Annotated in this window: 21 protein-coding genes; 9 read left to right on the top strand and 12 right to left on the bottom strand. The window is 72.6% G+C overall.

The window, feature by feature from the left end; all coding sequences use genetic code 11:
- Positions 1-19 precede the first annotated feature (19 nt).
- From ACGFQ9_RS19290 to speB, 5 genes are all read right to left on the bottom strand, one after another.
- Positions 20-1,171 carry a winged helix DNA-binding domain-containing protein gene (locus ACGFQ9_RS19290; protein WP_393575061.1) on the bottom strand — a complete coding sequence of 384 codons (1,152 nt, stop codon included), beginning with the start codon at positions 1,169-1,171 and terminating at the stop codon, positions 20-22.
- Between the two features lie 80 nt (positions 1,172-1,251).
- Complete coding sequence (locus ACGFQ9_RS19285) at positions 1,252-1,680, bottom strand: PIN domain nuclease (RefSeq protein WP_393575060.1); 429 nt, start codon at positions 1,678-1,680, stop codon at positions 1,252-1,254.
- Positions 1,677-1,886, bottom strand: coding sequence for a type II toxin-antitoxin system VapB family antitoxin (locus ACGFQ9_RS19280; protein ID WP_393575059.1), 210 nt, complete (start codon positions 1,884-1,886; stop codon positions 1,677-1,679). The genes ACGFQ9_RS19285 and ACGFQ9_RS19280 overlap by 4 nt, the downstream gene beginning before the upstream one ends.
- A 38-nt stretch (positions 1,887-1,924) precedes the next feature.
- Positions 1,925-3,607 (bottom strand): thiamine pyrophosphate-binding protein, encoded by a 1,683-nt coding sequence (locus ACGFQ9_RS19275; protein ID WP_393575057.1) that lies wholly within the window; start codon positions 3,605-3,607, stop codon positions 1,925-1,927.
- 6 nt (positions 3,608-3,613) lie between these two features.
- On the bottom strand, positions 3,614-4,588 hold the full coding sequence (gene speB, locus ACGFQ9_RS19270) for an agmatinase (RefSeq protein WP_393575056.1): 975 nt from the start codon (positions 4,586-4,588) through the stop codon (positions 3,614-3,616).
- Positions 4,589-4,895: 307 nt separating this feature from the next.
- Here speB and ACGFQ9_RS19265 point away from each other — a divergent pair, with 307 nt between their 5' ends.
- Positions 4,896-6,878 carry a helix-turn-helix domain-containing protein gene (locus ACGFQ9_RS19265; RefSeq protein ID WP_393575054.1) on the top strand — a complete coding sequence of 661 codons (1,983 nt, stop codon included), beginning with the start codon at positions 4,896-4,898 and terminating at the stop codon, positions 6,876-6,878.
- 61 nt (positions 6,879-6,939) lie between these two features.
- On the opposite strand, the gene ACGFQ9_RS19260 is transcribed toward ACGFQ9_RS19265, so the two are convergent.
- Together ACGFQ9_RS19260 and ACGFQ9_RS19255 are read right to left on the bottom strand one after the other, a co-directional pair.
- Positions 6,940-8,766, bottom strand: coding sequence for a caspase domain-containing protein (locus ACGFQ9_RS19260; protein WP_393575053.1), 1,827 nt, complete (start codon positions 8,764-8,766; stop codon positions 6,940-6,942).
- Positions 8,763-9,179, bottom strand: a complete 417-nt coding sequence (locus ACGFQ9_RS19255; protein ID WP_393575052.1) for a hypothetical protein — start codon at positions 9,177-9,179, stop codon at positions 8,763-8,765. The genes ACGFQ9_RS19260 and ACGFQ9_RS19255 overlap by 4 nt, the downstream gene beginning before the upstream one ends.
- A gap of 231 nt (positions 9,180-9,410) precedes the next feature.
- Between ACGFQ9_RS19255 and ACGFQ9_RS19250 the strand changes: the two genes are divergently transcribed.
- Both ACGFQ9_RS19250 and ACGFQ9_RS19245 read left to right on the top strand, forming a co-directional pair.
- Entirely contained in the window at positions 9,411-10,568 is a 1,158-nt protein-coding gene (locus tag ACGFQ9_RS19250; protein ID WP_393575051.1) for an amidase domain-containing protein, read from the top strand.
- Positions 10,569-10,599: 31 nt separating this feature from the next.
- Positions 10,600-11,016, top strand: a complete 417-nt coding sequence (locus tag ACGFQ9_RS19245) for a hypothetical protein (protein WP_393575049.1) — start codon at positions 10,600-10,602, stop codon at positions 11,014-11,016.
- Between the two features lie 263 nt (positions 11,017-11,279).
- Here ACGFQ9_RS19245 and ACGFQ9_RS19240 read toward each other — a convergent pair whose 3' ends face one another.
- From ACGFQ9_RS19240 to ACGFQ9_RS19230, 3 genes are all read right to left on the bottom strand, one after another.
- Complete coding sequence (locus tag ACGFQ9_RS19240) at positions 11,280-11,459, bottom strand: hypothetical protein (protein ID WP_393575047.1); 180 nt, start codon at positions 11,457-11,459, stop codon at positions 11,280-11,282.
- A gap of 13 nt (positions 11,460-11,472) precedes the next feature.
- Positions 11,473-11,832: a hypothetical protein gene (locus ACGFQ9_RS19235; protein ID WP_393575045.1), complete on the bottom strand. Its 360-nt coding sequence runs from the start codon at positions 11,830-11,832 to the stop codon at positions 11,473-11,475.
- Positions 11,833-12,002: 170 nt separating this feature from the next.
- Entirely contained in the window at positions 12,003-12,149 is a 147-nt protein-coding gene (locus tag ACGFQ9_RS19230) for a hypothetical protein (RefSeq protein ID WP_393575043.1), read from the bottom strand.
- 89 nt (positions 12,150-12,238) lie between these two features.
- On the opposite strand from ACGFQ9_RS19230, the gene ACGFQ9_RS19225 reads away from it, so the two are divergent.
- Both ACGFQ9_RS19225 and tesB read left to right on the top strand, forming a co-directional pair.
- Positions 12,239-13,396, top strand: coding sequence for an acyl-CoA dehydrogenase family protein (locus ACGFQ9_RS19225; protein WP_393575042.1), 1,158 nt, complete (start codon positions 12,239-12,241; stop codon positions 13,394-13,396).
- A gap of 6 nt (positions 13,397-13,402) precedes the next feature.
- The gene (gene tesB, locus ACGFQ9_RS19220; protein WP_393575040.1) at positions 13,403-14,278 is read left to right on the top strand and encodes an acyl-CoA thioesterase II; all 876 of its coding nucleotides are present in this window, start codon (positions 13,403-13,405) and stop codon (positions 14,276-14,278) included.
- A gap of 22 nt (positions 14,279-14,300) precedes the next feature.
- Here tesB and ACGFQ9_RS19215 read toward each other — a convergent pair whose 3' ends face one another.
- Together ACGFQ9_RS19215 and ACGFQ9_RS19210 are read right to left on the bottom strand one after the other, a co-directional pair.
- The gene (locus tag ACGFQ9_RS19215) at positions 14,301-15,095 is read right to left on the bottom strand and encodes a phosphatase (RefSeq protein WP_393575039.1); all 795 of its coding nucleotides are present in this window, start codon (positions 15,093-15,095) and stop codon (positions 14,301-14,303) included.
- Positions 15,096-15,212: 117 nt separating this feature from the next.
- Entirely contained in the window at positions 15,213-15,794 is a 582-nt protein-coding gene (locus ACGFQ9_RS19210; RefSeq protein WP_393575037.1) for a TetR/AcrR family transcriptional regulator, read from the bottom strand.
- A gap of 92 nt (positions 15,795-15,886) precedes the next feature.
- Here ACGFQ9_RS19210 and ACGFQ9_RS19205 point away from each other — a divergent pair, with 92 nt between their 5' ends.
- From ACGFQ9_RS19205 to ACGFQ9_RS19190, 4 genes are read left to right on the top strand one after another with little or no spacing between them, the layout of a single operon-like run.
- On the top strand, positions 15,887-17,503 hold the full coding sequence (locus ACGFQ9_RS19205) for a carboxyl transferase domain-containing protein (protein ID WP_393575036.1): 1,617 nt from the start codon (positions 15,887-15,889) through the stop codon (positions 17,501-17,503).
- A gap of 11 nt (positions 17,504-17,514) precedes the next feature.
- Positions 17,515-19,524: a biotin carboxylase N-terminal domain-containing protein gene (locus ACGFQ9_RS19200; protein ID WP_393575034.1), complete on the top strand. Its 2,010-nt coding sequence runs from the start codon at positions 17,515-17,517 to the stop codon at positions 19,522-19,524.
- A 20-nt stretch (positions 19,525-19,544) separates the two neighbouring features.
- The gene (locus ACGFQ9_RS19195) at positions 19,545-20,465 is read left to right on the top strand and encodes a hydroxymethylglutaryl-CoA lyase (protein ID WP_393575370.1); all 921 of its coding nucleotides are present in this window, start codon (positions 19,545-19,547) and stop codon (positions 20,463-20,465) included.
- Positions 20,466-20,473: 8 nt separating this feature from the next.
- Positions 20,474-21,634, top strand: a complete 1,161-nt coding sequence (locus tag ACGFQ9_RS19190) for an acyl-CoA dehydrogenase family protein (RefSeq protein WP_393575032.1) — start codon at positions 20,474-20,476, stop codon at positions 21,632-21,634.
- The last annotated feature ends 83 nt before the right edge of the window (positions 21,635-21,717 follow it).

Raw genomic sequence — 21,717 nt, 5'->3', positions numbered from 1 at the left:
GGCTCGGGCCGCGGCTGGTCTAGGGGGTGTCGGGGGTGGTGAGGAATGCGGTCAGGGCCCGGGCTTCCTCGGTGACGGCAGTGTGTTCGGAGGGGGAGAGACGGCGGAGGGGGGTCACCGTCACGGTGTGCGCGGCCGGGGTGGTGGTCCAGGTGGCGGAGACGCGGCCGTCGACCAGGACCAGGCGGGCACCGGTGACCGACAGGCCGCGGTGGGCGTCGTCGATGATCCGGCCGCGGTCCTGGTAGCCGAGGACCGCGTTGTCGAAGGCGGGCAGGAAGCGGACCGGGGCCGGGGTGTCCGGGTCGGGGCGCGGCGCGTCGGGGAGGTCCAGCAGTTCCCGGCCGCGCTCGTCGCGGAAGGCGATCAGTTCCTCGCGTACGGCGGAGACGGCGGCGGGCAGGCCGGCGAGACCGCACCAGGCGCGCAGGTCGGCGGAGGCGGCGGGGCCGAAGGCGGCGAGGTAGCGGCGTACGAGGGCCTGGCCCACGGCGTCGGGGCCGTGGGGGTCGGCCGGGTCGGTGTCGCGCCCCAGCCAGGCCGCGTACGGGAGGTGCCGGACGCCCGCCTTCGTACGCCAGAGCCCGCGGGGCGGCAGCTGTGCCATCGGGACGAGGGCGACCAGCATCTCGCCGAGGGCGCGGGGCCCCGGCGACGGCCACCGGTCGGCGACCGCCCGTGCGATCTCGCCCGTCGAACGGGGCTCGCCGTCGGACATGAGCTCCCGGCCCGCGGCGGCGAGCTCGTCGAGGTCGACCCCGGCGAGCTCCCGGCCGTACACCCCGAGCACCTTCTGGCGCAGCATCGCCTCGTGCCGGCCCCGCCAGGCCAGGGCGTCGTCGGCGGTGACCAGGTGCACGGTGCGCCGCATGAGGTGGGTCCGTACGACGCGCCGGGTGAGGAGCAGGTCCGACAGCGCGTCCGGGTCGAACGCCCGCAGCCGCGACCACAGGCCGGTGAACGGCTCCTGCGGTTCCTGCGCCTGCATCCCGCCGAGGTGCGCGACGGCGTCGAGGGGCGGGATGTCGGAGCGGTCGAGGAGCAGCTGCCGGGCGAGAGTGGCCCGGTTCAGCGCGCGGGTGCCGAGGACGACCGCAGCCGTCCGCGCGCGCCGGGGGTGCCGCACGGCCGTGGCGGGGGTACTGATGGACGGGCCGGGCACGGCGGGCATACGGACTCCTGGCTCGGGTGCGCCCCAGCGGCGCCGCTCACGGGAACAGAATTCCAGCGATAGCGGTCAGATCCTGTCCGCTATTCGCCGCCGAGAGCGGGCCGCCCCACCCAGGCGACGGGCTGCCCGGTGACGCGGGCGATCGTCTCGAAATCCTTGTCGTGGTGGAGGAGGGTCAGTCCACAGAGTTCGGCAGTCGCTGCGACCATCAGGTCCACCGGGCCCGCGCTGCGGTGCTCGCCCCGATCGGTGAGCATCCGCTGGACGGTACGAGCGCGCCGGTACGCGCCGTCCGGTGCCGGGACCCAGTTGAAGAGCTCGGCCAGCAGATCCTCCTTCTCCAGGCGGTCCGCCAGGGAACGGGCGGAATAGAGGATCTCCAGTTCGGTCACCTCGCAGATGCCGACCACACCTTCCACGAGGTGACGGCTGAGGGTCCGGCGTACGGCGGGGTCCGTCATGACGCGGGCGACAGCCGATGTGTCGATCAGGTGCGTGACCGGGCTCACCGGCGGTGGTTCTCCTTGTCGAGGAGGACGTCGAAGTCCCCTCGTTCGCCCATCTCGGCGAGACGCTCCAGCGCCCTCAGGCGACGGTGCCGCTTCGCCACTTCGAGCAGCGCGGCGTTGACCGTGTCCTTCTTCGTCTTCGTGCCCAGTATCGAGGCGGCTTCGGCAAGAGCCGCGTCATCGACGTCCACGTACAGGTTCGACATATATGCCTCCTAGGCTGAGCCCATATGAAGCATATTCCTCAGAGGTGGGTCGGGGCGAACATCTTGAGGGTGGCCGGGAGGACGACGACCGAGGGGCCCGGGGTGGCGAGGGACTTGGCGAGGTCCTCGCGGAGGGAGTCGGGGGTGGCGGTGACCGCCGGGACGCCGAAGGAGGCCGCCAGGGCGGCGAAGTCCGGGCGGGTGAGCTCCGTGGCGACGGGGGCGCCGTACGCGTCCGTCATGTACTCGCGCAGGATGCCGTAGCCGCCGTCGTCCACGATCAGCCAGGTGACGTCCAGGTCGTGCTGCTTCGCGGTGGCCAGCTCGGCGATCGAGTACATGGCGCCGCCGTCGCCCGAGACGGCCAGCACCGGGGTGCCGGGTTCCGCGACGCAGGCGCCCAGGGCGGCCGGGAAGGCGTAGCCGAGGCCGCCGGCGCCCTGTGCCGAGTGCATGGTGTTGGGGTGGCGGGCGTCGAAGGCGGACCAGGCCCAGTACGACAGGATCGTCATGTCCCAGAAGGACGGGGAGCGGGGCGGGAGGGCCTTGCGGATCGAGGCCAGGAGCTGCTGCTCCAGGGTGAGGTCCTGGGCGGCGAGGCGGGCCCCGATGTCCGCCAGGACCATCCGGACCCGGTCCGGGGCGGTGGGGTCCTCGCGGGGGTCCACCGTCTCCAGGAGGGCCTGGAGGGCCAGGCGGGCGTCGGCGTGGATGCCGAGCGCCGGGTGGTTGGACTCCAGCTTCCCGAGGTCGGCCTCGATCTGGACGACGCGGCCCGACGGGAAGAAGGTGTGGTAGTTCGAGGAGAGCTCGCCCAGGCCGCTGCCGACGACGAGGAGGACGTCCGCGTCCTCCAGGAAGTCGGTCATGTGCCGGTCCTCCAGCCAGGACTGGAGGGAGAGGGGGTGGGTCCACGGGAACGCGCCCTTGCCGCCGAAGGTGGTGACCACCGGCGCGTTGACGCGCTCCGCGAGCTGCTTCAGCTTGCCGGCCGCGTCGGCCCGGACCACCCCGCCGCCGGCGATGATCACCGGGCGGGAGGCGTTCTGCAGCCAGTGCGCGGCGAGCGCGGTGAGCTCGGGGCGCGGGGCGAGCTCGTGCGGGCTCGCGTCCACGCCCGTGACCTGCGGGATCAGGGTCTCGGCACGGAGGACGTCCTCGGGGATCTCCACCCAGACCGGGCCGTGCGGGGCCGTGAGGGCCGATTCCCAGGCCTCGGCGATCACCGAGGGGATCTGGGACTGCGTACGGGCGGTGTGGACGGACTTGACCACGTCCCGGAAGGACGCGGCCTGGTCGCGCAGCTCGTGCAGGTGGCCGCGCCGGCCGCCGCCCAGGCCCGCGCCCGGGACCTGGGAGCAGATCGCGAGGACGGGCGCCGAGGCGGCCGCCGCCTCCTGCAGGGCGGGCAGGGCGGTCAGCGCGCCCGGCCCGGTGGAGAGCAGCAGCGGGACCGCCTCGCCGGTGAGGCGGCCGTACGCGTCGGCGGCGAAGCCGGCGTTGTTCTCCACCCGGAGGCCGATCAGCCGCAGGTCCGAGCGGCCCACGGCGTCGAAGACCGCCAGGGCGTGCTGGCCCGGGATGCCGAACACGGTGGTGGCACCCAGGCCGCGCAGCGTCTCCACGACCAGGTCCCCGCCCGTACGGCCCGGCGGCGGTGCCAGGGCGGCCGCCGTCTGGGCTTCGGTGGGACGGAGAACCAGGTCGTGGTCGTGCGTCACGTGCGCTTACTCGCCCTTCGGGTTCGCCTTCGCCGCCGCGATCTGGCGGCTCATGATCGTGGTCAGCTCGTACGCGGTGTGCGAGGCCGCGACCGAGGTGATCTCGGCGTGATCGTACGCCGGGGCGACCTCGACGACATCCGCGGAGACCAGGTTGCAGGAGGACAGACCGCGGATGATCTCCAGCAGCTCGCGGGAGGTCATGCCGCCCGCCTCCGGGGTGCCGGTGCCGGGGGCGTGCGCCGGGTCGAGCACGTCGATGTCGATGGAGATGTACAGCGGGCGGTCGCCGATGCGCTGGCGCAGCTGGTCGGCGATCTCGTCGGCGCCGCGGCGGTAGACGTCGGCGGAGGTCACGATGCCGAAGCCCATCTTGGCGTCGTCGTCGAGGTCCTGCTTGCCGTAGAGCGGGCCGCGGGTACCGACGTGGGAGAGCGCCTCGGTGTCGAGGATGCCCTCCTCGACGGCACGGCGGAACGGGGTGCCGTGGGTGTACTCGGCGCCGAAGTACGTGTCCCAGGTGTCCAGGTGGGCGTCGAAGTGGAGCAGGGCGACCGGGCCGTGCTTCTTCGCGACGGAGCGCAGCAGCGGCAGGGCGATGGTGTGGTCGCCGCCGAGGGTCATCAGGCGGGAGCCGGAGGACAGCAGCTCGTCGGCGGCGGCCTCGACGGTCTCGACGGCCTCGTTGATGTTGAAGGGGTTCACCGCGATGTCGCCGGCGTCGGCGACCTGGGCGAGGGCGAACGGGGAGGCGTCCTGGGCCGGGTTGTACGGGCGCAGCAGACGGGAGGCCTCACGGATGGCGTTGCCGCCGAAGCGGGCGCCGGGGCGGTAGGACACGCCGGAGTCGAAGGGGACGCCGACGACGGCCACGTCGGCGGAGCCGACCTCGTCGAGGCGGGGCAGCCGGGCGAAGGTGGCCGGGCCGGCGTACCGCGGGATGCGGGAGGAGTCGACGGGTCCGCGGGGCTGCGTGCTCATGGGGTGCCCTTCTGTGGCTGGCGTGTGTGGTGCGGTGCGGTTCGGTGCGGCGGGCTGCGCCGGGGCGCTGCCGCGTCGCTGCCGCTTTGCTGCTGTGTCGCTGCGGCTCGGCGCTGTGACCGGCGCCGGAGCGGGTGGCGCTGAGCGCCGGTGACCCGGCGCGCGTCGGGAACGCCGGTGCCCCGGCGTCCTGACCGGCGCCGCGCACAGGAGCGTGCCGGGCGCTGCTTCGAGCGTAGGCCGCCGACCGCTCGCCGCGAAGTGTACGTTTTATCCATCGACCCACCCCGAGCTGTACGGAGCATCCATGCCGGCCCTGCCCACCGCCGACCGGAGCCCGGATCCCGGCGGAGCCGCGGGCGGAGCCGGGCGGGCGGCCCCGCGCCCCGGGCCGGAGCCGGCCGGCGCCGCACCGTCGATCACCCTCGGCGCGCTGCTCACCGAGCGGGCCCTCGGCCTGCGCCTGCTGAGCGGCTCGCCGGACACCGAGCTGCTCGGCGTCCACGCGTCCGAGATGGCGGACCCGTCCCCCTACCTGCTGGGCGGCGAGCTGCTGCTGACGGCCGGCGCGGGCCTGGCAGCCGCGGGCCCGGCCGAACCCGGCACCTCGCGCGAGGCATCGTCGCGCGCCTCGGACACGCCCGCCGAGCCGGTTCCGTGGCGCGGGACCGGGTGTCCCGGTGGCACCGACCGCGGCGGCGATGGTGACGACGGCGGTCGCGACGACAACGGCCACGGCAGTGGCGACCTCGACGGCAGCGGCCGCGGCGGTCCCTCCGGGGCCGGCGGGGGTGACGCCGGCCCCGGCGGAAGCGGTCACGCCCCGCGCGGCCACGGCGCCGGTGATGCCGACGCGTACGTCGTACGGCTGGTGCGTGCCGGGGTGGCGGCGCTCGGGTTCGGCGTGGCGCCCGTGCACGCCCGGGTGCCGGAGGAGCTCCTCGCCGCCTGTGCCCGCCACGGCCTGCCCCTGCTGGAGGTACCGCAGCCGACCCCGTTCACCGCGGTGGCCCGCGCGGTCTGGCGGTTGATGGCGGAGGCCCGCACCCGCGAGCTGCGGCGGGTCGCCGAGGCCCAGCAGTCGCTGGCCGCCGCCGCGTCCCGGCCCGACCCGGTCCAGGCGGTGCTGCGCCGCCTCGCCGCAGTCCTGGGCGGCTGGACGGCGGTGCTCGCCCCGGACGGCACGGTGACGGCCGCCGCCGGCCCGACCCCGCCGCAGCACGCGGTGGACGCCCTGGCGGGCCTGGCCCGCCGGGTGGCGTCCGGCGGACCGGCCACGGCGACCGACACCCTGCCACCGGCAGTGCCGCCCGCCGGAGCGACGGCGACCCCGGCGGGGGCGGTGGCGGTGGCAGGCGCGGCCTCGGGCGCCTCCCCCGACGCCGGTACGGGGCCGGGGGAGGCGCCCGACAGGGGGCCGGCCGGGGCAGGTCCGGGCTCGGCCAGGACGGGACCGGCCGGGACGGATCCGGCCCAGGCCGTGCCGCAGCACCTCACGGCGTACGCCCTCGGCCCGCAGGCCGGCAGCACCGGCCTGCGGGCCGTGCTCGCGGTCGCCAGTCCGGTCCGCACCCCCGGCGACCACACCGTCGCGGGCGCCGCCGCCGTCCTGCTCACCCTGCTCACCACGGCCCGCCAGGGCCACGGCTCCGCCGACGCGGGCGCCCGCTCCTCGGCCGCGCTGCTGCGGCTGCTGCTCGGCCGGCCGCCGGCCGAGGCCGTCGCGCTGCTGGGCGCCGGCCCGTGGACGGTGGTCCACGCGCGGGCGCTCCCCGGCACGGACGCGGCGCAGTCTCCGGGAGCCGCCGCCGCTCTGGCGGCCGAGCTCGGCGCGGCCCTGGTGGACGCCGAGGGTCCCGCCGTACGAATGCTCACCGACCGGGAGCCGGAGCCCCGGCCCGGCTGGCGGCTGGGGGCGAGCTCCCCCGCCGGGGCCACGGACCTCACGGCCGCCGACGCCGAGGCGGCCGGCGCCCTGCGCCGCGCCGAGGCCGCCCGCTCCCCGCTGCTGCGGCACACCGCCGACGGCATGGCCGCCCTGGTCCCGGCGGCGCAGGCGGCGGCACACGCGCGGGCACTGCTGGCGCCGCTGGACCCGGTGCTGCGCGGGACCCTGCGGGCCTGGCTCACCCACCACGGCGGCTGGGACCGTGCCGCGGCCGCCCTCGGCGTGCACCGCAACACCGTCCGCCAGCGCATCGCCCGCTGCGCGGACCTCCTCGGGCGGGACCTCGACGACCCCGACGTCCGCATGGAGCTGTGGTTCGCCCTCCGGCACGACAGCCCGTAACCGGACCGGAACGGGCCAGGCCGGACAGGGCCGCACCCGCGTAGGGCCCGGCCGCCCGGCCCTACCCGAGCGCGGCTCCCGGATCCTGCCCGAGCAGCCGCCGGCTCTCCCGCTCCACCGCCACCCGCCCGTACTTGTTCACCAGCGCCAGGTAGAACAGACCCGGCGCGGTCGGGGACCACAGCCCCCTCCGCTCGGGGTCGAAGATGAACCGGATCACCGGCTCGATCTCGAAGTCCACCAGTTCGTGCCGGTCGTGCTCCCACTTGTCGGACACCCCGCGCGAGCGCCGCTCGATGAACTCCCGCGCGGTCACGCGGCGCAGCCGGGCCATGAACAGCGCACCCCACTGATGGGTGCTCTTGTCGATGGTCAGCGCCAGCATGTTCAACCGGTACTCGTCCGCGCTCAGGGCGAGTTCCTCGCTGATCCCGCGGCGGGCCACCCCGAAGATGTTGGGTGCCTGCCGGGCCGCGTTGTCGACCACCCGGGAGAGCGCCTCGTTGGCCGAGGAGTTCCAGGTGCCCGGGTGCGAGCCCACCATCTGGCTGCGCCGCGAGACGATCACCTTCTCGTCCCGCGTGATCACGGCGACGTTCGTGCCGAACGACGAGCTCATGAACGGCTCGATGTCCAGGGGATCGGCATGCGGGTCGATGTACCGGCTCTTGGGAGTGGTGCCGTCCCGGAACTGCCGGTCGAGCTGCTGGGTGGCGAGGAAGGTGTAGTAGTCGGAGTTCTGGAACTGGATGTAGATCTCCGGGGACTCGGTCTCGTCCACCCGGCCGATCGTGATCCGCTCGACGGCGTAGTTGAGTCCGTTCCAGAAGTACGGCTTCCCGGCCGCCTTGAGCCCGTCCTGCTCCGCCGCGATCTCATCCCGCCACTCGGCGAGTTCCCCGGGAAGGTCCACGTCCTCGTCCACGGCCCGCACGTGCAGCGAGCTCTCGGGAATGGCGCTCTCCCCGTCGCCCTCGACGATGACCAGGTCGGTCCGCATGGGCCCCCAGGTGAACGGCTCCCAGGAGGCGCTGGCTCCGGCCCCGGAGGAACCGGCCACGGACGAACCGGCCACGTCGGGCCCGCCGGCGGGAGCACCCCCACCGGCCCCGCTCCCGGGCTGTGTCTCCGGGCCCGGCCGCCCGCCCACCCGGTTGCGTACGAGTGCCACCTGCCCGCCCAGCGCGTGGTTGTGCCGGTCAGGCTGCGGGAAGCCCTTGGCGACCAGGGAACGGCTGACCCGGTGAAAGATCGTGTCCATGTCCAGGACCTCCGCGGCGCCGTCGACCCCCGTGTCCAGGACGCGGACCAGCTCCCCGGTGAACGCGGTGTACTCGGCGTCCACGGGCGCCTTCGCCAGCGGCCGGCTCGGGCTGGTGGCGGCCCAGACGACCGTCCCGTGCACGTCCGTGTTGGCGGACCCCATCACACTGGCCGTGGCCTCGCTGGCGGCCCGTCCGCTGTAGCAGCAGTCCAGGATGATGATCCGCCGGGCGGCCTGCGCCTCGCCCTGCAGCACCGCACGGCGCACCCACTCGTAGTGGACCGCGTGGTAGCGCTGGGATCCCGGCTTGTGCCGGGTCCCGGGCAGGCCGAGGTAGAGCCCGTCCTCGTCCGCGAAGCCGTGCCCCGCGTAATAGAAGATGAGCGTGTCCGTGGCCCGGTCCGCGGCCGCCTCCAGGGCTTCCATCACCTCGTCGGCGCTGCCCGGGTTGCGGAGCACCCGGCAGTGCGCGGCCGGCAGGCCCAGGTGCTCCGGGCTCAGCAGGATCCGTTCCAGTGCCCGGAGATTGGCCTGGACCGACTCCAGGCTCTGGTGGTGCCGGTAGTCGGACACGCCGACGAGCACCGCCTGGGAGTGGGCCAGGTCGGGCAGGCGCGAGCTCATCGGCGCTCCTCCTCGGGGGCGGGCTCCCGGTCCGCCGGTCCGGGCTCCAGCAGGGCGCCGACCCGGTCGGCATCGGCGCGCCCGGGCAGCTCCCGCTCCCGGCCGTCGACACGGACCCGGCGGGACCGTGCTCGGGGACGGCTTCCCAGCCAGGTGGCGAGGGAGACCGCGAAACCGCCGACCGCGGAGCCGTCCGAGATGATCACGTGAACGGCCTCCAGGAGGCCTCCCATGGTCTCCGGTTCCTCCGACTCCACCAGCCGGATGACCGTTCCCCTCAACTGGGGATCCGCGCGCAGCCAGGCACGCAGTGCGCGCAACTCGTCGTCATCGCCCTGCCCGGCACTCAGGATCTCGACTTCCATCCGCACCCCCGTGGTCCACGAGATCGACTCGGCGGTGACAGGATTCAAGCCGACCCCCGTGCGGTCAATGGCATTACGCGCCACACTCCACCGTGTTTCCGGGCCACGCCCGACACGCGGAGCCATGGTTCGCATTTCGACATGAGGGTCGGCAGGGAACGATCAATTCCAGTCCGACACGACCTCAACTCGGCTAAAAACGAAAGCATTTGGCCGCTTCCTTTGGCACAGTGGGCTCAACGGGTACTTCACAACCGCAACCCCAGGGGGAAGCAACCAGTGAACTCCAACACGCGGTTAAAGGCTGCGACCGCGGTCGTGCTGACCGCCGCACTGTCCGCCGTCCTGCTGCCGGCGACCGGGGCCGCCGCGGCCACCGGCGCGGAGGCGGGCCCCGCCGCGAGCGTCGACGCGGCGACCACGAAGAACTTCGCCGCCCTGGCCGACTCCGTCCTCACCAAGCGCACCTCGGCCCTGCTCGACGGGCCCCGGCCGAACGCCTTCGCGGCGACGCCCCCATCGGGCCCCGTCAGTGTCGCGAGCGGCCTGGCCGCCGCCGAGAACGGCGCCGTCACCGGCCTGCTCCAGCGCAAGGCCCGGCTCGCCGAGCTGAAGGAGGCGTACACGGCGGCGAAGGTCGACGTGGACGTCGACAGCGTGAACGTCACCGGCACCCGCGCCAAGGTGCGGGTCACCGAGACCACGGAACTCACCTACAAGAAGATCTACGGCGACGAGCCGCCGAACACCGGCTTCCAGGCGCGGCACGAACTGACCTTCACCACCGGACCGGGCAAGACCTGGCAGCTCACCGGCATCGCCTCGCTCGACCGGGGCGGCCCGGCGGCGATCAACCAGCCGGACTCGACCGTGGTGGAGCCGGCCGGCTCCGTGGCAGACGCGGCCGGTGAGGCCGCGGCCACCTCCGTGCCCGCGCGGCCGGAGGCGAAGATCTCACCCGCGGCCGGGTACAACTACAGCGCGATGGCGAAGTACGCCGAGAAGTACTGGAAGAACTACAACCCGGCGTACCGGAAGTTCAACGACGTCGGCGGTGACTGCACCAACTTCATCAGCCAGTCCCTGCGGGCCGGCGGCTGGAAGAACGACACCGGCTGGTACAAGAGCTACAAGAACTGGTGGTACAACTCCGCCAACCAGACCACGTCCTGGGTGAACGTCAACTACTGGGCATCGTTCGCCCTGTACAGCAAGCGGACGTACAACCTCACCAATGTGTACCACCTGGGAGTCGGGGACATCCTCCAGATGGACTTCAGCGGCAACGGGTCCAAGGATCACTCGATGATCACCACGTACCGCAGCTCGCGTGGTGTCCCGTACCTCACCTACCACTCCAACAACACCTACCGGAAGTCGGTGGCGAGCATTGTGGCGCAGAACCCGCGGGCGAAGTACTACGCCTTCCGTACCTGACCGGGGCCTCCGCCGCCCGCACTCCCGGATCGTGGCCGCGGCCGGCGCCGTACTCTGCGCCGCCCTGGCCACGGCGTGCGGCGGCGGTGACGCCAAGGCGGACCTGGCGGACCAGGACCGGTTCCTCCGCAGCTACGTCTCGCTGCTCAACGCGTCGGACGAGGCCGGCCTGGCCGAGCTCCTCGACGACCACCCGGACGGCAAGGCCGACGCCTCCGCCCGGATCAAGCAGTACGGCGGCCAGGGCTGGGAGGTCGGCTGGACCCGGACGTCGGAGTTCCCCAACGTCTGGCACGTCCGGCTGAGCGGCAAGGCGAAGACCGCGAACCGCCCCGTCGAGGTGAACGAGACCGTCAGCTGGGAGGACGAGCACTGGCTGCTCACCCCCCTGGAAGGCGTGGGCAAGAAACCGCCCAACGCGGCGGACACCACCCCACCGCCGGGCTGACGGACCGGCCCCGCCCGCAGCACGACCAGGCCCGCGTCCCCCACCGGGGGGCGCGGGTCTGTGCATGGGACCCTGCCCGGGCCGAAACCCGCGGCCCGGGGGTGGTCTCCGCCCATGGTCGTCGTTGACCGGTGCCGCCGGCCGGAATCAGGACGACGCACCCCGCCCTCCCCGGCGACTGACCGAGGAGGGCGGGGTCATTGAGGCCGGTCCGGTCTGGAAAATCCGGATCCGGCACACAAAGGAAACAGCCAGGAACTTTTTCACTCAGCCGCTTGCCGGGCTTTTCCGGCGCGCAGAAAATCGACCCTGGTCAAGGCGATTGCGTAAAGGCCCCCGAGCGCGAACGTCGCCAGATATTGCGCCCAGACAACATCATCGAGCGCCTTGTTCGCGGCAATGAGAAGCCCGGCCCAAGCGAGAGTGAAGACGATCCTGGCCATGAATGTTTCCTACTCAGACGAGGGCGGCGAGGCAACCGGTGGCGCCGGCGACGACGGTCTTACTGGCTATGTCCTTGGCGACGTCCTTGCTCACGAAGCGGCCGACGATCAGCGCGCCGGCGCCGCCGATGGCACCCTTGAGCAGGCAGTCCTTCACCATCTTGTTCATCTTGGTGTGGCTCATCAGGTACGCACAGTTGCTCTTGTTCTTGTACATGATGCACATCGAACGAGCTTCTTCGAGCGGGCTCACGGCAGCCCCCGGACGCGGAGCGGAATCGGCCTGCGCGACCCCGGCACCACTGACCAGGATGACACTCCCCAGCATGGCGGTGGTCAGCACGCTCGAAACGATGCTCTTTGCGCTCTTCACTTATTTATCCCCGATTCGATTTTTCGCGCGAGGGCGCCCTGGTCAGGGGCACCCTCCTTGATCAAGAGGGAACCTACCGGCCGGTCATCTCGGCCAGGAACCCTTGTTGAGCAAGTTCTGAGGTTCGAGATTCGGGTTTAGGAATTGTGGAATCGTGAACGAAATTCGGTTCAGATGCCGATCACTCGGTACGCGATCGCGCAGACGCCGCCGGAGCCCTCCAGCGAGCGGTGCCGGACCTCGGCGCCGGCCTCGCTGCCCGTCAGGGCCGGCTCCGTCACCGGCGTGCCCGAGGGGCCGTGACCGGGCGACGGCATCTGGACAGCGGAAGGAACTCGCCGGTAACTTAAATCTGAGCAAGCGCTTAGCCAGTAGGCTGGCCGGGACAGGATCGAGGAGGCGGCTCGTGCGCCGTACGGTATTCAACGAGGACCACGAGGCGTTCCGGGAGACCATCCGGGCCTTCATCGAGGCCGAGGTCGTTCCGGTCTACGACGAGTGGTTCACCGCCGGCCAGGCACCGCGCGACTTCTACTACAAGCTGGGCGAGCTGGGCATCTTTGGCATCAACGTGCCCGAGGAGTTCGGCGGCGCGGGCCTGGACACCCACAAGTTCGAGGCCGTGCTCTACGAGGAGACCGCCCGCGCGGGCGTCAACTTCGGCGGCTCCGGCGTGCACGTGCTGCTCGCCCTCCCGTACATCAAGCTGCTCGCCTCCGACGAGCAGAAGAAGCGTTACCTCCCGAAGTTCGTCTCCGGCGAGGAGATGTGGGCGCTGGCGATGACCGAGCCGGGCACCGGCTCCGACGTCGCGGGCATGAAGACCACCGCCAAGCCCTCCGAGGACGGCACCCACTACGTCCTCAACGGCTCCAAGACCTTCATCACCGGCGGTGTGCACGCCGACCGCGTGATCGTCTGCGCCCGTACCTCCGCCCCGACCGAGCAGGACCGCCGCTTCGGCATCTCGCTCTTCGCCGTGGACACCAAGTCCGAGGGCTACTCGATCGGCCGCAAGCTCGACAAGCTGGGCCTGCGCACCTCCGACACCGCCGAGCTGGCCTTCGTCGACGTCAAGGTCCCGGTCGAGGACCTGCTCGGCGAGGAGAACAAGGGCTTCTACTACCTCGGCCAGAACCTGCCGTCCGAGCGCTGGGGCATCGCCTTCGGCGCCTACGCGCAGGCCCAGGCGGCCGTCCGGTTCGCCCAGCAGTACGTCACGGACCGCACGGTCTTCGGCAAGCCGGTCGCGCACTTCCAGAACACCAAGTTCGAGCTGGCCGCCTGCCAGGCCGAGGTGGACGCCGCCCAGGCCGTCGCCGACCGCGCCCTGGAGGCCCTGGACGCCCACGAGCTGACCCCGGCCGAGGCCGCCTCCGCCAAGCTGTTCTGCACCGAGGTCGCGCACCGCGTCATCGACCGCTGCCTCCAGCTGCACGGCGGCTACGGCTACATGAACGAGTACCCGATCGCCCGCCTCTACGCCGACAACCGGGTGAACCGCATCTACGGCGGCACCAGCGAGGTCATGAAGTCGATCATCGCCAAGTCGATGGGGCTGTAAGTCCCGTTGAGCGAGGCACTGGCCGATCTCCTCGATCTGCTCGACCTGGAGCAGATCGAGGAGAACATCTTCCGCGGCACCAGCAGGACCTCCCTGGTGCCCCGGGTCTTCGGCGGACAGGTCGCGGCCCAGGCCATGGTCGCGGCCGGCCGGACCGTGCCCGCGGACCGTACGCCGCACTCCCTGCACTCGTACTTCCTGCGGGCCGGGGACGCGGGCGCGCCGATCGTGTACTCCGTGGACCGGATCCGCGACGGCCGCTCCTTCACCACCCGGCGGGTCGTCGCCGTCCAGCACGGGCAGCCGATCTTCCACCTCTCCGCGTCGTTCCAGACGTACGAGGAGGGGCTGGACCACCAGACGGAGATGCCGGCCGCCCCGGACCCGGAGACCCTGCCGACCGCGGCGGAGGACCTCCCCCGCTACCGGGAGATCTTCCGGGACGCGGGCACGGTGGAACGGCTGCTGGACTCCCGGGACGCGGTGGACCTGCGGTACGCGACCACCCCGCCCTGGGGCTCGGTCGGCGAACCGCTGGAACCCCGGTCGCAGGTGTGGTTCCGTACGGCCGGCAAGCTCGCCGACGACGACCCGCTGCTGCACGTCTGCCTGGCCACGTACGTCTCCGACATGACGCTGCTGGACTCCGTCCTGCTCGCGCACGGCCGGGGCGGCTGGGCCGTCGGGGACGTGGTGGGCGCGTCGCTGGACCACGCGATGTGGTTCCACCGGCCGTTCCGGGCGGACGAGTGGCTCCTGTACGACCAGGAGTCCCCCACCGCACACGGCGGCCGCGGCCTCGGCCAGGCCCGCATCTGGACCCGCGACGGCAAACTGGCCGTGACGGTCATCCAGGAGGGCGTGGTCCGCGTCCCGCGCTGACCACGCCGCCGCGGCGGGCCGGTCATCCCCCGTGCGTCAGGCCCGCCGCGTTCAGCAGGTACGCCACCATCGGGTCGTAGTGGCGCGGGTCGCGGACGTGGTCGTCCAGCGGGACCGTGACCTGGAGGGTGCCCTCCGACTCGCCCAGGAAGAGCGCGGGGTCGTTGCAGTCCGCGTAGCCGACGGCGTCCACGCCGCGCTGGGCCGCACAGCCCGCCCAGCCGTGGTCGGCGACGACCAGGTCGGGCAGCGGCCGGCCGACGAGGGCGAGGCCGTCGAGGATCGCGTTCATCGGCTCCGGCGAATGGGTGTGCCACAGGGTCGCGCCGCGCTCCAGCACGGCCACGTCCGCGACCTGCCAGACCATGCCCTCGTCCGCGGTGAGCCCGGACGGGATCACCACGATCTCGCAGCCGGCCGCGCGCAGGGCCGCGGCGGTGGCCCGGTGGACGTCCAGCAGGCCGCCCGGGTGGCCGGTGGCCAGCAGGACGCTCTGCCGGTCCAGCGCCGCCTTGCGCAGGCGGGCCGCCATCCGGTCCAGTCCGGCCACCGTCAGCTCGGGGTCGATGGTGTCCTGGCCGTACCGGTGCTCGGGGTCGTCGACCACGCCGCAGCGCTCCGCCATGACGGCCAGCACGTCCTGCTCGTCGGTCCAGCGGTCGCCCAGCTCAAGGCCCAGCCAGTAGTGGCGGTCGCCGTTGGCGAGCTTGCGGTAGTGGGAGAGGTTGTTCTCGCGCGGGGTGGCCACCTGGCCTGCGATCCGGGTGCGGACGAGGTGGTCGACGAGTTCGGCGCGGCTGGGTATCGGGGTCGGCATGCCGCCATTCTGCCGCCGCGCGGCCGGAGGCGCCGGTTCCATTCCGCAACCCGGGACACCCGCGCTCCGGGCCCGCCTTCCGGCCCGGAGCGGGCACCCGCTTCCCGCGGTCGCGGCCTAGCGGTCCGAGAGCGCCGCGAACGCCCCGTGCGCGAGCCGCCGGAGCAGCGACTCCATGGCATCGCGGCCGAGCGCGCCCAGGTGCGGGGTGGAGTTCAGCAGGCCGAAGACCGCGTGCACGGCGACCCGCGCCTCGGCCTCGGGCGCCGTCGGGTGCAGCTCCCGTACGACCTCCACCCACAGCTCGACGTACTGCCGCTGCAGCTGGCGGACCAGCTTGCGGTCCTCCTCGCGCAGCCGGTCCAGCTCCCGGTCGTGGAGGGTGATCAGCGCCCGGTCGTCGAGCGCGAAGTCGATGTGGCCGTCGACGATCGAGGCGAGCACCGCCGCGGGATCCCCCGCCGCCTCGGCGACCCGGTGCCGGCCGCCGGTCAGCAGCCGCTCGCTGATGCCCACCAGCAGCTCCGCCAGCATGGCGTCCTTGCCGGCGAAGTGCCGGTACAGGCCGGGGCCGCTGATGCCCACGGCCGCACCTATCTCGTCCACGCCCACGCCGTGGAATCCGCGTGCGGCGAAGAGGCGAGCGGCCTCACTGAGGATCTGCTCGCGACGGGTGGGGGCGGCCGCTGATGTGGTCATGGGAATCCATTCTAGACAGGGCCGTTAGCGGTCGTTAACCTGGGCGCGACAAGTGTTAACGCTCATTAACCGAGGGCAAGGGGGCTCACGGGATGCAGCAGGCACCAGTGCTGACGAGCGCCGCGGATCCGGCGTCGGACGCCTGGCGGACCAACGAGGCCGCCCACCGCGAGCTGGCCGAGGGTCTGCGGACCCGGCTGGAGGCCGCCCGCCTCGGCGGCGGCGAGAAGGCCCGCGCCCGGCACACCGCGCGCGGCAAACTACTGCCGCGGGACCGGGTGGACACCCTCCTGGACCCGGGTTCCCCGTTCCTGGAGCTGGCCCCGCTGGCCGCCGAGGGGATGTACGGGGGCTCGGCCCCGGCCGCCGGCGTGATCGCCGGCATCGGACGGGTCAGCGGCCGCGAGTGCGTGATCGTCGCGAACGACGCCACCGTCAAGGGCGGCACGTACTACCCGATGACCGTGAAGAAGCACCTCCGGGCCCAGGAGGTGGCACTGGAGAATCGTCTCCCCTGCCTCTACCTGGTCGACTCCGGCGGCGCCTTCCTCCCGATGCAGGACGAGGTCTTCCCCGACCGCGAGCACTTCGGCCGGATCTTCTACAACCAGGCCCGGATGTCCGGCGCCGGCATCCCGCAGATCGCGGCCGTCCTCGGCTCCTGCACGGCCGGCGGCGCGTACGTCCCGGCGATGAGCGACGAGGCGGTCATCGTCCGCAACCAGGGCACGATCTTCCTGGGCGGCCCTCCGCTGGTGAAGGCCGCCACCGGTGAGGTGGTCACGGCCGAGGAGCTCGGCGGCGGCGAGGTCCACTCGCGCACCTCCGGGGTCACCGACCACCTGGCCGAGGACGACGCGCACGCGCTGCGGATCGTCCGGAACATCGTGGCCACACTCCCCGAGCGCGGGGCCCTGCCCTGGGCGGTCGAGGCGCCGGAGGAGCCGAAGGTCGACCCGTACGGGCTGTACGGCGCGGTCCCGGTGGACTCCCGCACCCCCTACGACGCCCGCGAGATCATCGCGCGGATCACGGACGGCTCCCGCTTCCAGGAGTTCAAGGCGGAGTTCGGGCAGACCCTGGTCACCGGCTTCGCCCGGATCCACGGCCACCCGGTCGGCATCGTCGCCAACAACGGCATCCTGTTCGCCGAATCCGCCCAGAAGGGCGCCCACTTCATCGAGCTCTGCGACCAGCGCGGCATCCCGCTGCTGTTCCTGCAGAACATCTCGGGGTTCATGGTGGGCCGCGACTACGAGGCGGGCGGCATCGCCAAGCACGGCGCGAAGATGGTCACCGCCGTGGCCTGCACCCGCGTGCCCAAGCTGACCGTGGTGGTCGGCGGCTCCTACGGCGCCGGCAACTACTCGATGTGCGGCCGGGCGTACTCGCCGCGCTTCATGTGGATGTGGCCCAACGCCAAGATCTCCGTCATGGGCGGCGAACAGGCCGCGTCCGTACTGGCCACCGTCAAGCGGGACCAGATCGAGGGCGCCGGCCAGGAGTGGGCGGCCGACGAGGAGGACGCCTTCAAGGCGCCGATCCGCGCCCAGTACGAGGAACAGGGCAACGCGTACTACGCCACCGCGCGGCTCTGGGACGACGGGGTCATCGACCCGCTGGAGACCCGCCAGGTGCTGGGTCTGGCCCTGACCGCCTGCGCCAACGCCCCGCTGGGTGAGCCCGGCTTCGGCATCTTCCGAATGTGAGGACTTCTTCCATGTTCAGCACGGTCCTTGTGGCGAACCGGGGCGAGATCGCGGTCCGCGTCATCCGCACCCTGCGCGAGCTGGGCGTGCGTTCGGTGGCCGTCTTCAGCGACGCGGACGCCGACGCGCGGCACGTACGGGAGGCCGACACCGCCGTCAGGATCGGCCCGGCGGCGGCCGCGGAGAGCTACCTGTCCGTCCCGAAGCTGATCGACGCGGCCCGGCGCACGGGCGCGCAGGCGGTCCACCCCGGCTACGGCTTCCTCGCGGAGAACGCGGCCTTCGCGGCCGCCTGCGCCGAGGCGGGCCTGACCTTCATCGGTCCGCCCGCGCAGGCGATCTCCCTGATGGGCGACAAGATCCGGGCCAAGGAGACGGTGAAGGCGGCGGGTGTCCCGGTCGTCCCGGGCTCCTCGGGCAGCGGCCTGTCGGACGCCGAACTGACCGACGCGGCGACCGCGATCGGCATGCCGGTGCTGCTGAAGCCCTCGGCGGGCGGTGGCGGCAAGGGCATGCGCCTGGTCCGCGACGAGGCCCTGCTGGCGGAGGAGATCGCGGCGGCCCGCCGCGAGGCGCGGTCCTCCTTCGGCGACGACACCCTGCTCGTGGAGCGGTGGATCGACCGCCCCCGGCACATCGAGATCCAGGTCCTGGCGGACGCCCACGGGAACGTCGTCCACCTCGGCGAGCGCGAGTGCTCGCTGCAGCGGCGCCACCAGAAGGTGGTGGAGGAGGCCCCGTCGGTCCTGCTGACCCCGGAGATCCGGGCGGCGATGGGCGAGGCCGCGGTGAACGCGGCCCGCTCCTGCGGGTACGTCGGCGCGGGCACGGTGGAGTTCATCGTCCCGGGCGGGGACCCGTCCTCGTACTACTTCATGGAGATGAACACCCGCCTCCAGGTCGAGCACCCCGTCACGGAGCGGATCACCGGGCTGGACCTGGTGGAGCAGCAGCTGCTGGTCGCGGCCGGGGAGAAGCTGTCCTTCGGCCAGGAGGACGTCCGGCTCAGCGGCCACTCGGTCGAGGCCCGGATCTGCGCCGAGGACCCGGCCCGGGGCTTCCTGCCGTCCGGCGGCCGCGTCCTGGCCCTGTCCGAGCCGTCCTCGGACCTCGTCCGTACGGACTCGGGGCTGACGGCGGGCGTGGACACCGGCAGCACCTACGACCCGATGCTGTCGAAGGTCATCGCCTGGGGCCCGGACCGTGCGGCTGCCCTGCGGTCGCTGCGGGCGGCGCTGGCGGACACGGTGATCCTGGGCGTCCAGACCAACACCGGCTTCCTGCGCAGGCTGCTGGCGCACCCCCAGGTCGTCTCGGGTGACATGGACACCGGGCTGGTGGAGCGGGACCTCCCGTCCCTGCTCCCCGAGGGCGTCCCGGCGGAGGTGTACGCCACGGCGGCACTGCTGGCCGCCGGACGGCCCGCCGCACGGCCCGGCGGCCCGCCCGGCGGCTGGGTCGACCCCTTCGGGACCGCCGACGGCTGGCGCCTGGGCGGCACCCCCGCCTGGACGGTCCGCCACTTCCGCGTCCCCGGCCAGGACCCGGTCGAAGTGCGCACCCGCACCAGGGGCGCCTCGTACGAACTCCGGCAGGGCGAGGACACCGCCACGGCCAGGCTCGTCGAGGCCGGCCCGGACCGGGTCACCGTCGAGCTGGACGGCGTCACGCACCGGTTCGCCTACGCCGCCTCCCCCGAGGGGGTGTGGATCGGCCGGGACGGCGACACCTGGCACGTCCAGCGCCACGACCCCGTCCAGGCGAGCCTCACCGGCTCCCGCCACGGCGGCGCCGACACCCTCGCCGCCCCCATGCCCGGCACCGTGACCGTCGTGAAGGTGGCCGTCGGCGACAAGGTGGCCGCGGGCCAGAGCCTGCTCGTCGTCGAGGCCATGAAGATGGAGCACGTCATCTCCGCCCCGCACGCCGGCACCGTCGCCGAGCTCGACGTCAGCCCCGGCACCACGGTCGCCATGGACCAGGTCCTGGCCGTGGTCACCCCGGAGGGCGAGGAGGAGTGAGCACCGTGAACGGACTGCCCATGACCGTGCCGGCGCCCGGGCTCCCGGCCCGGGTCAGGATCCACGAGGTCGGTGCCCGGGACGGCCTGCAGAACGAGAAGTCGGCCGTCCCCACCGAGGTGAAGGCGGAGTTCATCCGCCGGCTGGCCGCCGCCGGCCTCACCACCGTCGAGGCCACGAGCTTCGTGCACCCCAAGTGGGTGCCCCAGCTCGCCGACGCCGAGGAGCTGTACCCCCGTCTGGCCGGGCTCGACGGTGTGCACCTGCCCGTGCTCGTGCCCAACGAGCGCGGCCTGGCCCGGGCGCGGGAGCTCGGCGCCGACCGGATCGCCGTGTTCGGCTCGGCCACCGAGACCTTCGCCGCCCGCAACCTCAACCGCACCGTCGACGAGTCGCTCGCCATGTTCGAGCCGGTCGTGGCCTCGGCCAAGGCCGACGGCATGCACGTCCGCGGCTACCTCTCCATGTGCTTCGGCGACCCCTGGGAGGGCGCGGTCCCCGTCCACCAGGTGGTCCGCGTCGCCAGGGCACTGCTCGACCTCGGCTGTGACGAGCTCAGCCTGGGCGACACCATCGGTGTCGCCACCCCCGGCCACGTCCAGGCCCTGCTGTCCGCCCTCAACGAGGACGGCGTGGGCACCGACCGCATCGGGGTCCACTTCCACGACACCTACGGCCAGGCCCTGTCCAACACCCTGGCCGCCCTCCAGCACGGCGTCACCACCGTCGACGCGTCGGCCGGCGGCCTCGGCGGCTGCCCGTACGCGAAGAGCGCCACCGGGAACCTCGCGACCGAGGACCTGGTGTGGATGCTCGACGGCCTCGGCATCGAGACCGGTGTCGACCTGGCCGCCCTCACCGCCACGAGCGTGTGGATGGCCGAGCAGCTGGGCCGGCCCAGCCCTTCCCGAACCGTCCGCGCCCTCTCCCACAAGGAGTGACCACAGACATGTCCCTCGACCACCGGCTCACCCCCGAGCACGAGGAACTCCGCCGCACCGTCGAGGAGTTCGCGCACGACGTCGTCGCGCCCAAGATCGGCGACTTCTACGAGCGCCACGAGTTCCCGTACGAGATCGTCCGCGAGATGGGCCGTATGGGCCTGTTCGGCCTGCCCTTCTCCGAGGAGTACGGCGGCATGGGCGGCGACTACCTCGCCCTCGGCATCGCCCTGGAGGAGCTCGCCCGGGTCGACTCCTCCGTCGCCATCACCCTGGAGGCCGGGGTCTCGCTGGGCGCCATGCCGCTCTACCTCTTCGGCACCGAGGAGCAGAAGCGGGAATGGCTGCCCAAGCTGTGCTCGGGCGAGATGCTCGGCGCCTTCGGCCTGACCGAGCCCGGCGCGGGCAGCGACGCCGGCGGCACCCGCACCACCGCGGTCAAGGACGGCGGCGAGTGGGTCATCAACGGCTCGAAGTGCTTCATCACCAACTCGGGAACGGACATCACGGGCCTGGTCACGGTCACCGCGGTGACCGGCCGCAAGGAGGACGGCCGCCCGGAGATCTCCTCCATCATCGTGCCGTCCGGCACCCCCGGGTTCACGGTGGCGGCCCCCTACTCCAAGGTCGGCTGGAACGCCTCGGACACCCGTGAGCTGTCCTTCGACGACGTCCGGGTGCCGCTGGCCAACCTGGTGGGCGAGGAGGGCCGCGGGTACGCGCAGTTCCTGCGCATCCTCGACGAGGGGCGGATCGCGATCGCGGCGCTGGCCACCGGTCTGGCGCAGGGCTGCGTGGACGAATCGGTCAAGTACGCGAAGGAACGACACGCCTTCGGCCGGGCGATCGGCGACAACCAGGCCATCCAGTTCAAGCTGGCCGACATGGAGATGCGCGCGCACATGGCCCGCCTCGGCTGGCGGGACGCCGCCTCCCGGCTGGTGGCCGGGGAGCCGTTCAAGAAGGAGGCGGCCATCGCGAAGCTGTACTCCTCCACGGTCGCCGTGGACAACGCCCGCGAGGCCACCCAGATCCACGGCGGGTACGGGTTCATGAACGAGTACCCGGTGGCCCGGATGTGGCGCGACTCCAAGATCCTGGAGATCGGCGAGGGCACGAGCGAGGTGCAGCGCATGCTGATCGCCCGTGAGCTGGGCTTCGCCGGCTGAGGTCTGACAGCGTCTCGGGCCGGGCACCTGCCCGGACCCTACGGGCGGCCCGCGTTCCGGCGCGGGCCGCTCGTGCGTTTCCG

Origin of the sequence: Streptomyces sp. NPDC048603, from assembly GCF_043199475.1 — a bacterium.
Classification (GTDB): Bacteria; Actinomycetota; Actinomycetes; order Streptomycetales; family Streptomycetaceae; genus Streptomyces.
The sequence above is the reverse complement of the archived record's forward strand: the minus strand, read 5'-3'. Positions and strand labels throughout refer to the sequence as shown.

Coding starts and splice junctions, on each gene's coding strand:
- ACGFQ9_RS19280 (WP_393575059.1), bottom strand. CDS start 1,886: ATGTCGAACCTGTACGTGGACGTCGATGACGCGGCTCTTGCCGAAGCC.
- ACGFQ9_RS19260 (WP_393575053.1), bottom strand. CDS start 8,766: ATGAGCTCGCGCCTGCCCGACCTGGCCCACTCCCAGGCGGTGCTCGTC.
- ACGFQ9_RS19210 (WP_393575037.1), bottom strand. CDS start 15,794: ATGACCACATCAGCGGCCGCCCCCACCCGTCGCGAGCAGATCCTCAGT.
- speB (WP_393575056.1), bottom strand. CDS start 4,588: ATGAGCACGCAGCCCCGCGGACCCGTCGACTCCTCCCGCATCCCGCGG.
- ACGFQ9_RS19230 (WP_393575043.1), bottom strand. CDS start 12,149: ATGCCGTCGCCCGGTCACGGCCCCTCGGGCACGCCGGTGACGGAGCCG.
- ACGFQ9_RS19190 (WP_393575032.1), top strand. CDS start 20,474: ATGTCCCTCGACCACCGGCTCACCCCCGAGCACGAGGAACTCCGCCGC.
- ACGFQ9_RS19240 (WP_393575047.1), bottom strand. CDS start 11,459: ATGGCCAGGATCGTCTTCACTCTCGCTTGGGCCGGGCTTCTCATTGCC.
- ACGFQ9_RS19290 (WP_393575061.1), bottom strand. CDS start 1,171: ATGCCCGCCGTGCCCGGCCCGTCCATCAGTACCCCCGCCACGGCCGTG.
- ACGFQ9_RS19195 (WP_393575370.1), top strand. CDS start 19,545: ATGACCGTGCCGGCGCCCGGGCTCCCGGCCCGGGTCAGGATCCACGAG.
- ACGFQ9_RS19215 (WP_393575039.1), bottom strand. CDS start 15,095: ATGCCGACCCCGATACCCAGCCGCGCCGAACTCGTCGACCACCTCGTC.
- ACGFQ9_RS19200 (WP_393575034.1), top strand. CDS start 17,515: ATGTTCAGCACGGTCCTTGTGGCGAACCGGGGCGAGATCGCGGTCCGC.
- ACGFQ9_RS19265 (WP_393575054.1), top strand. CDS start 4,896: ATGCCGGCCCTGCCCACCGCCGACCGGAGCCCGGATCCCGGCGGAGCC.
- ACGFQ9_RS19205 (WP_393575036.1), top strand. CDS start 15,887: ATGCAGCAGGCACCAGTGCTGACGAGCGCCGCGGATCCGGCGTCGGAC.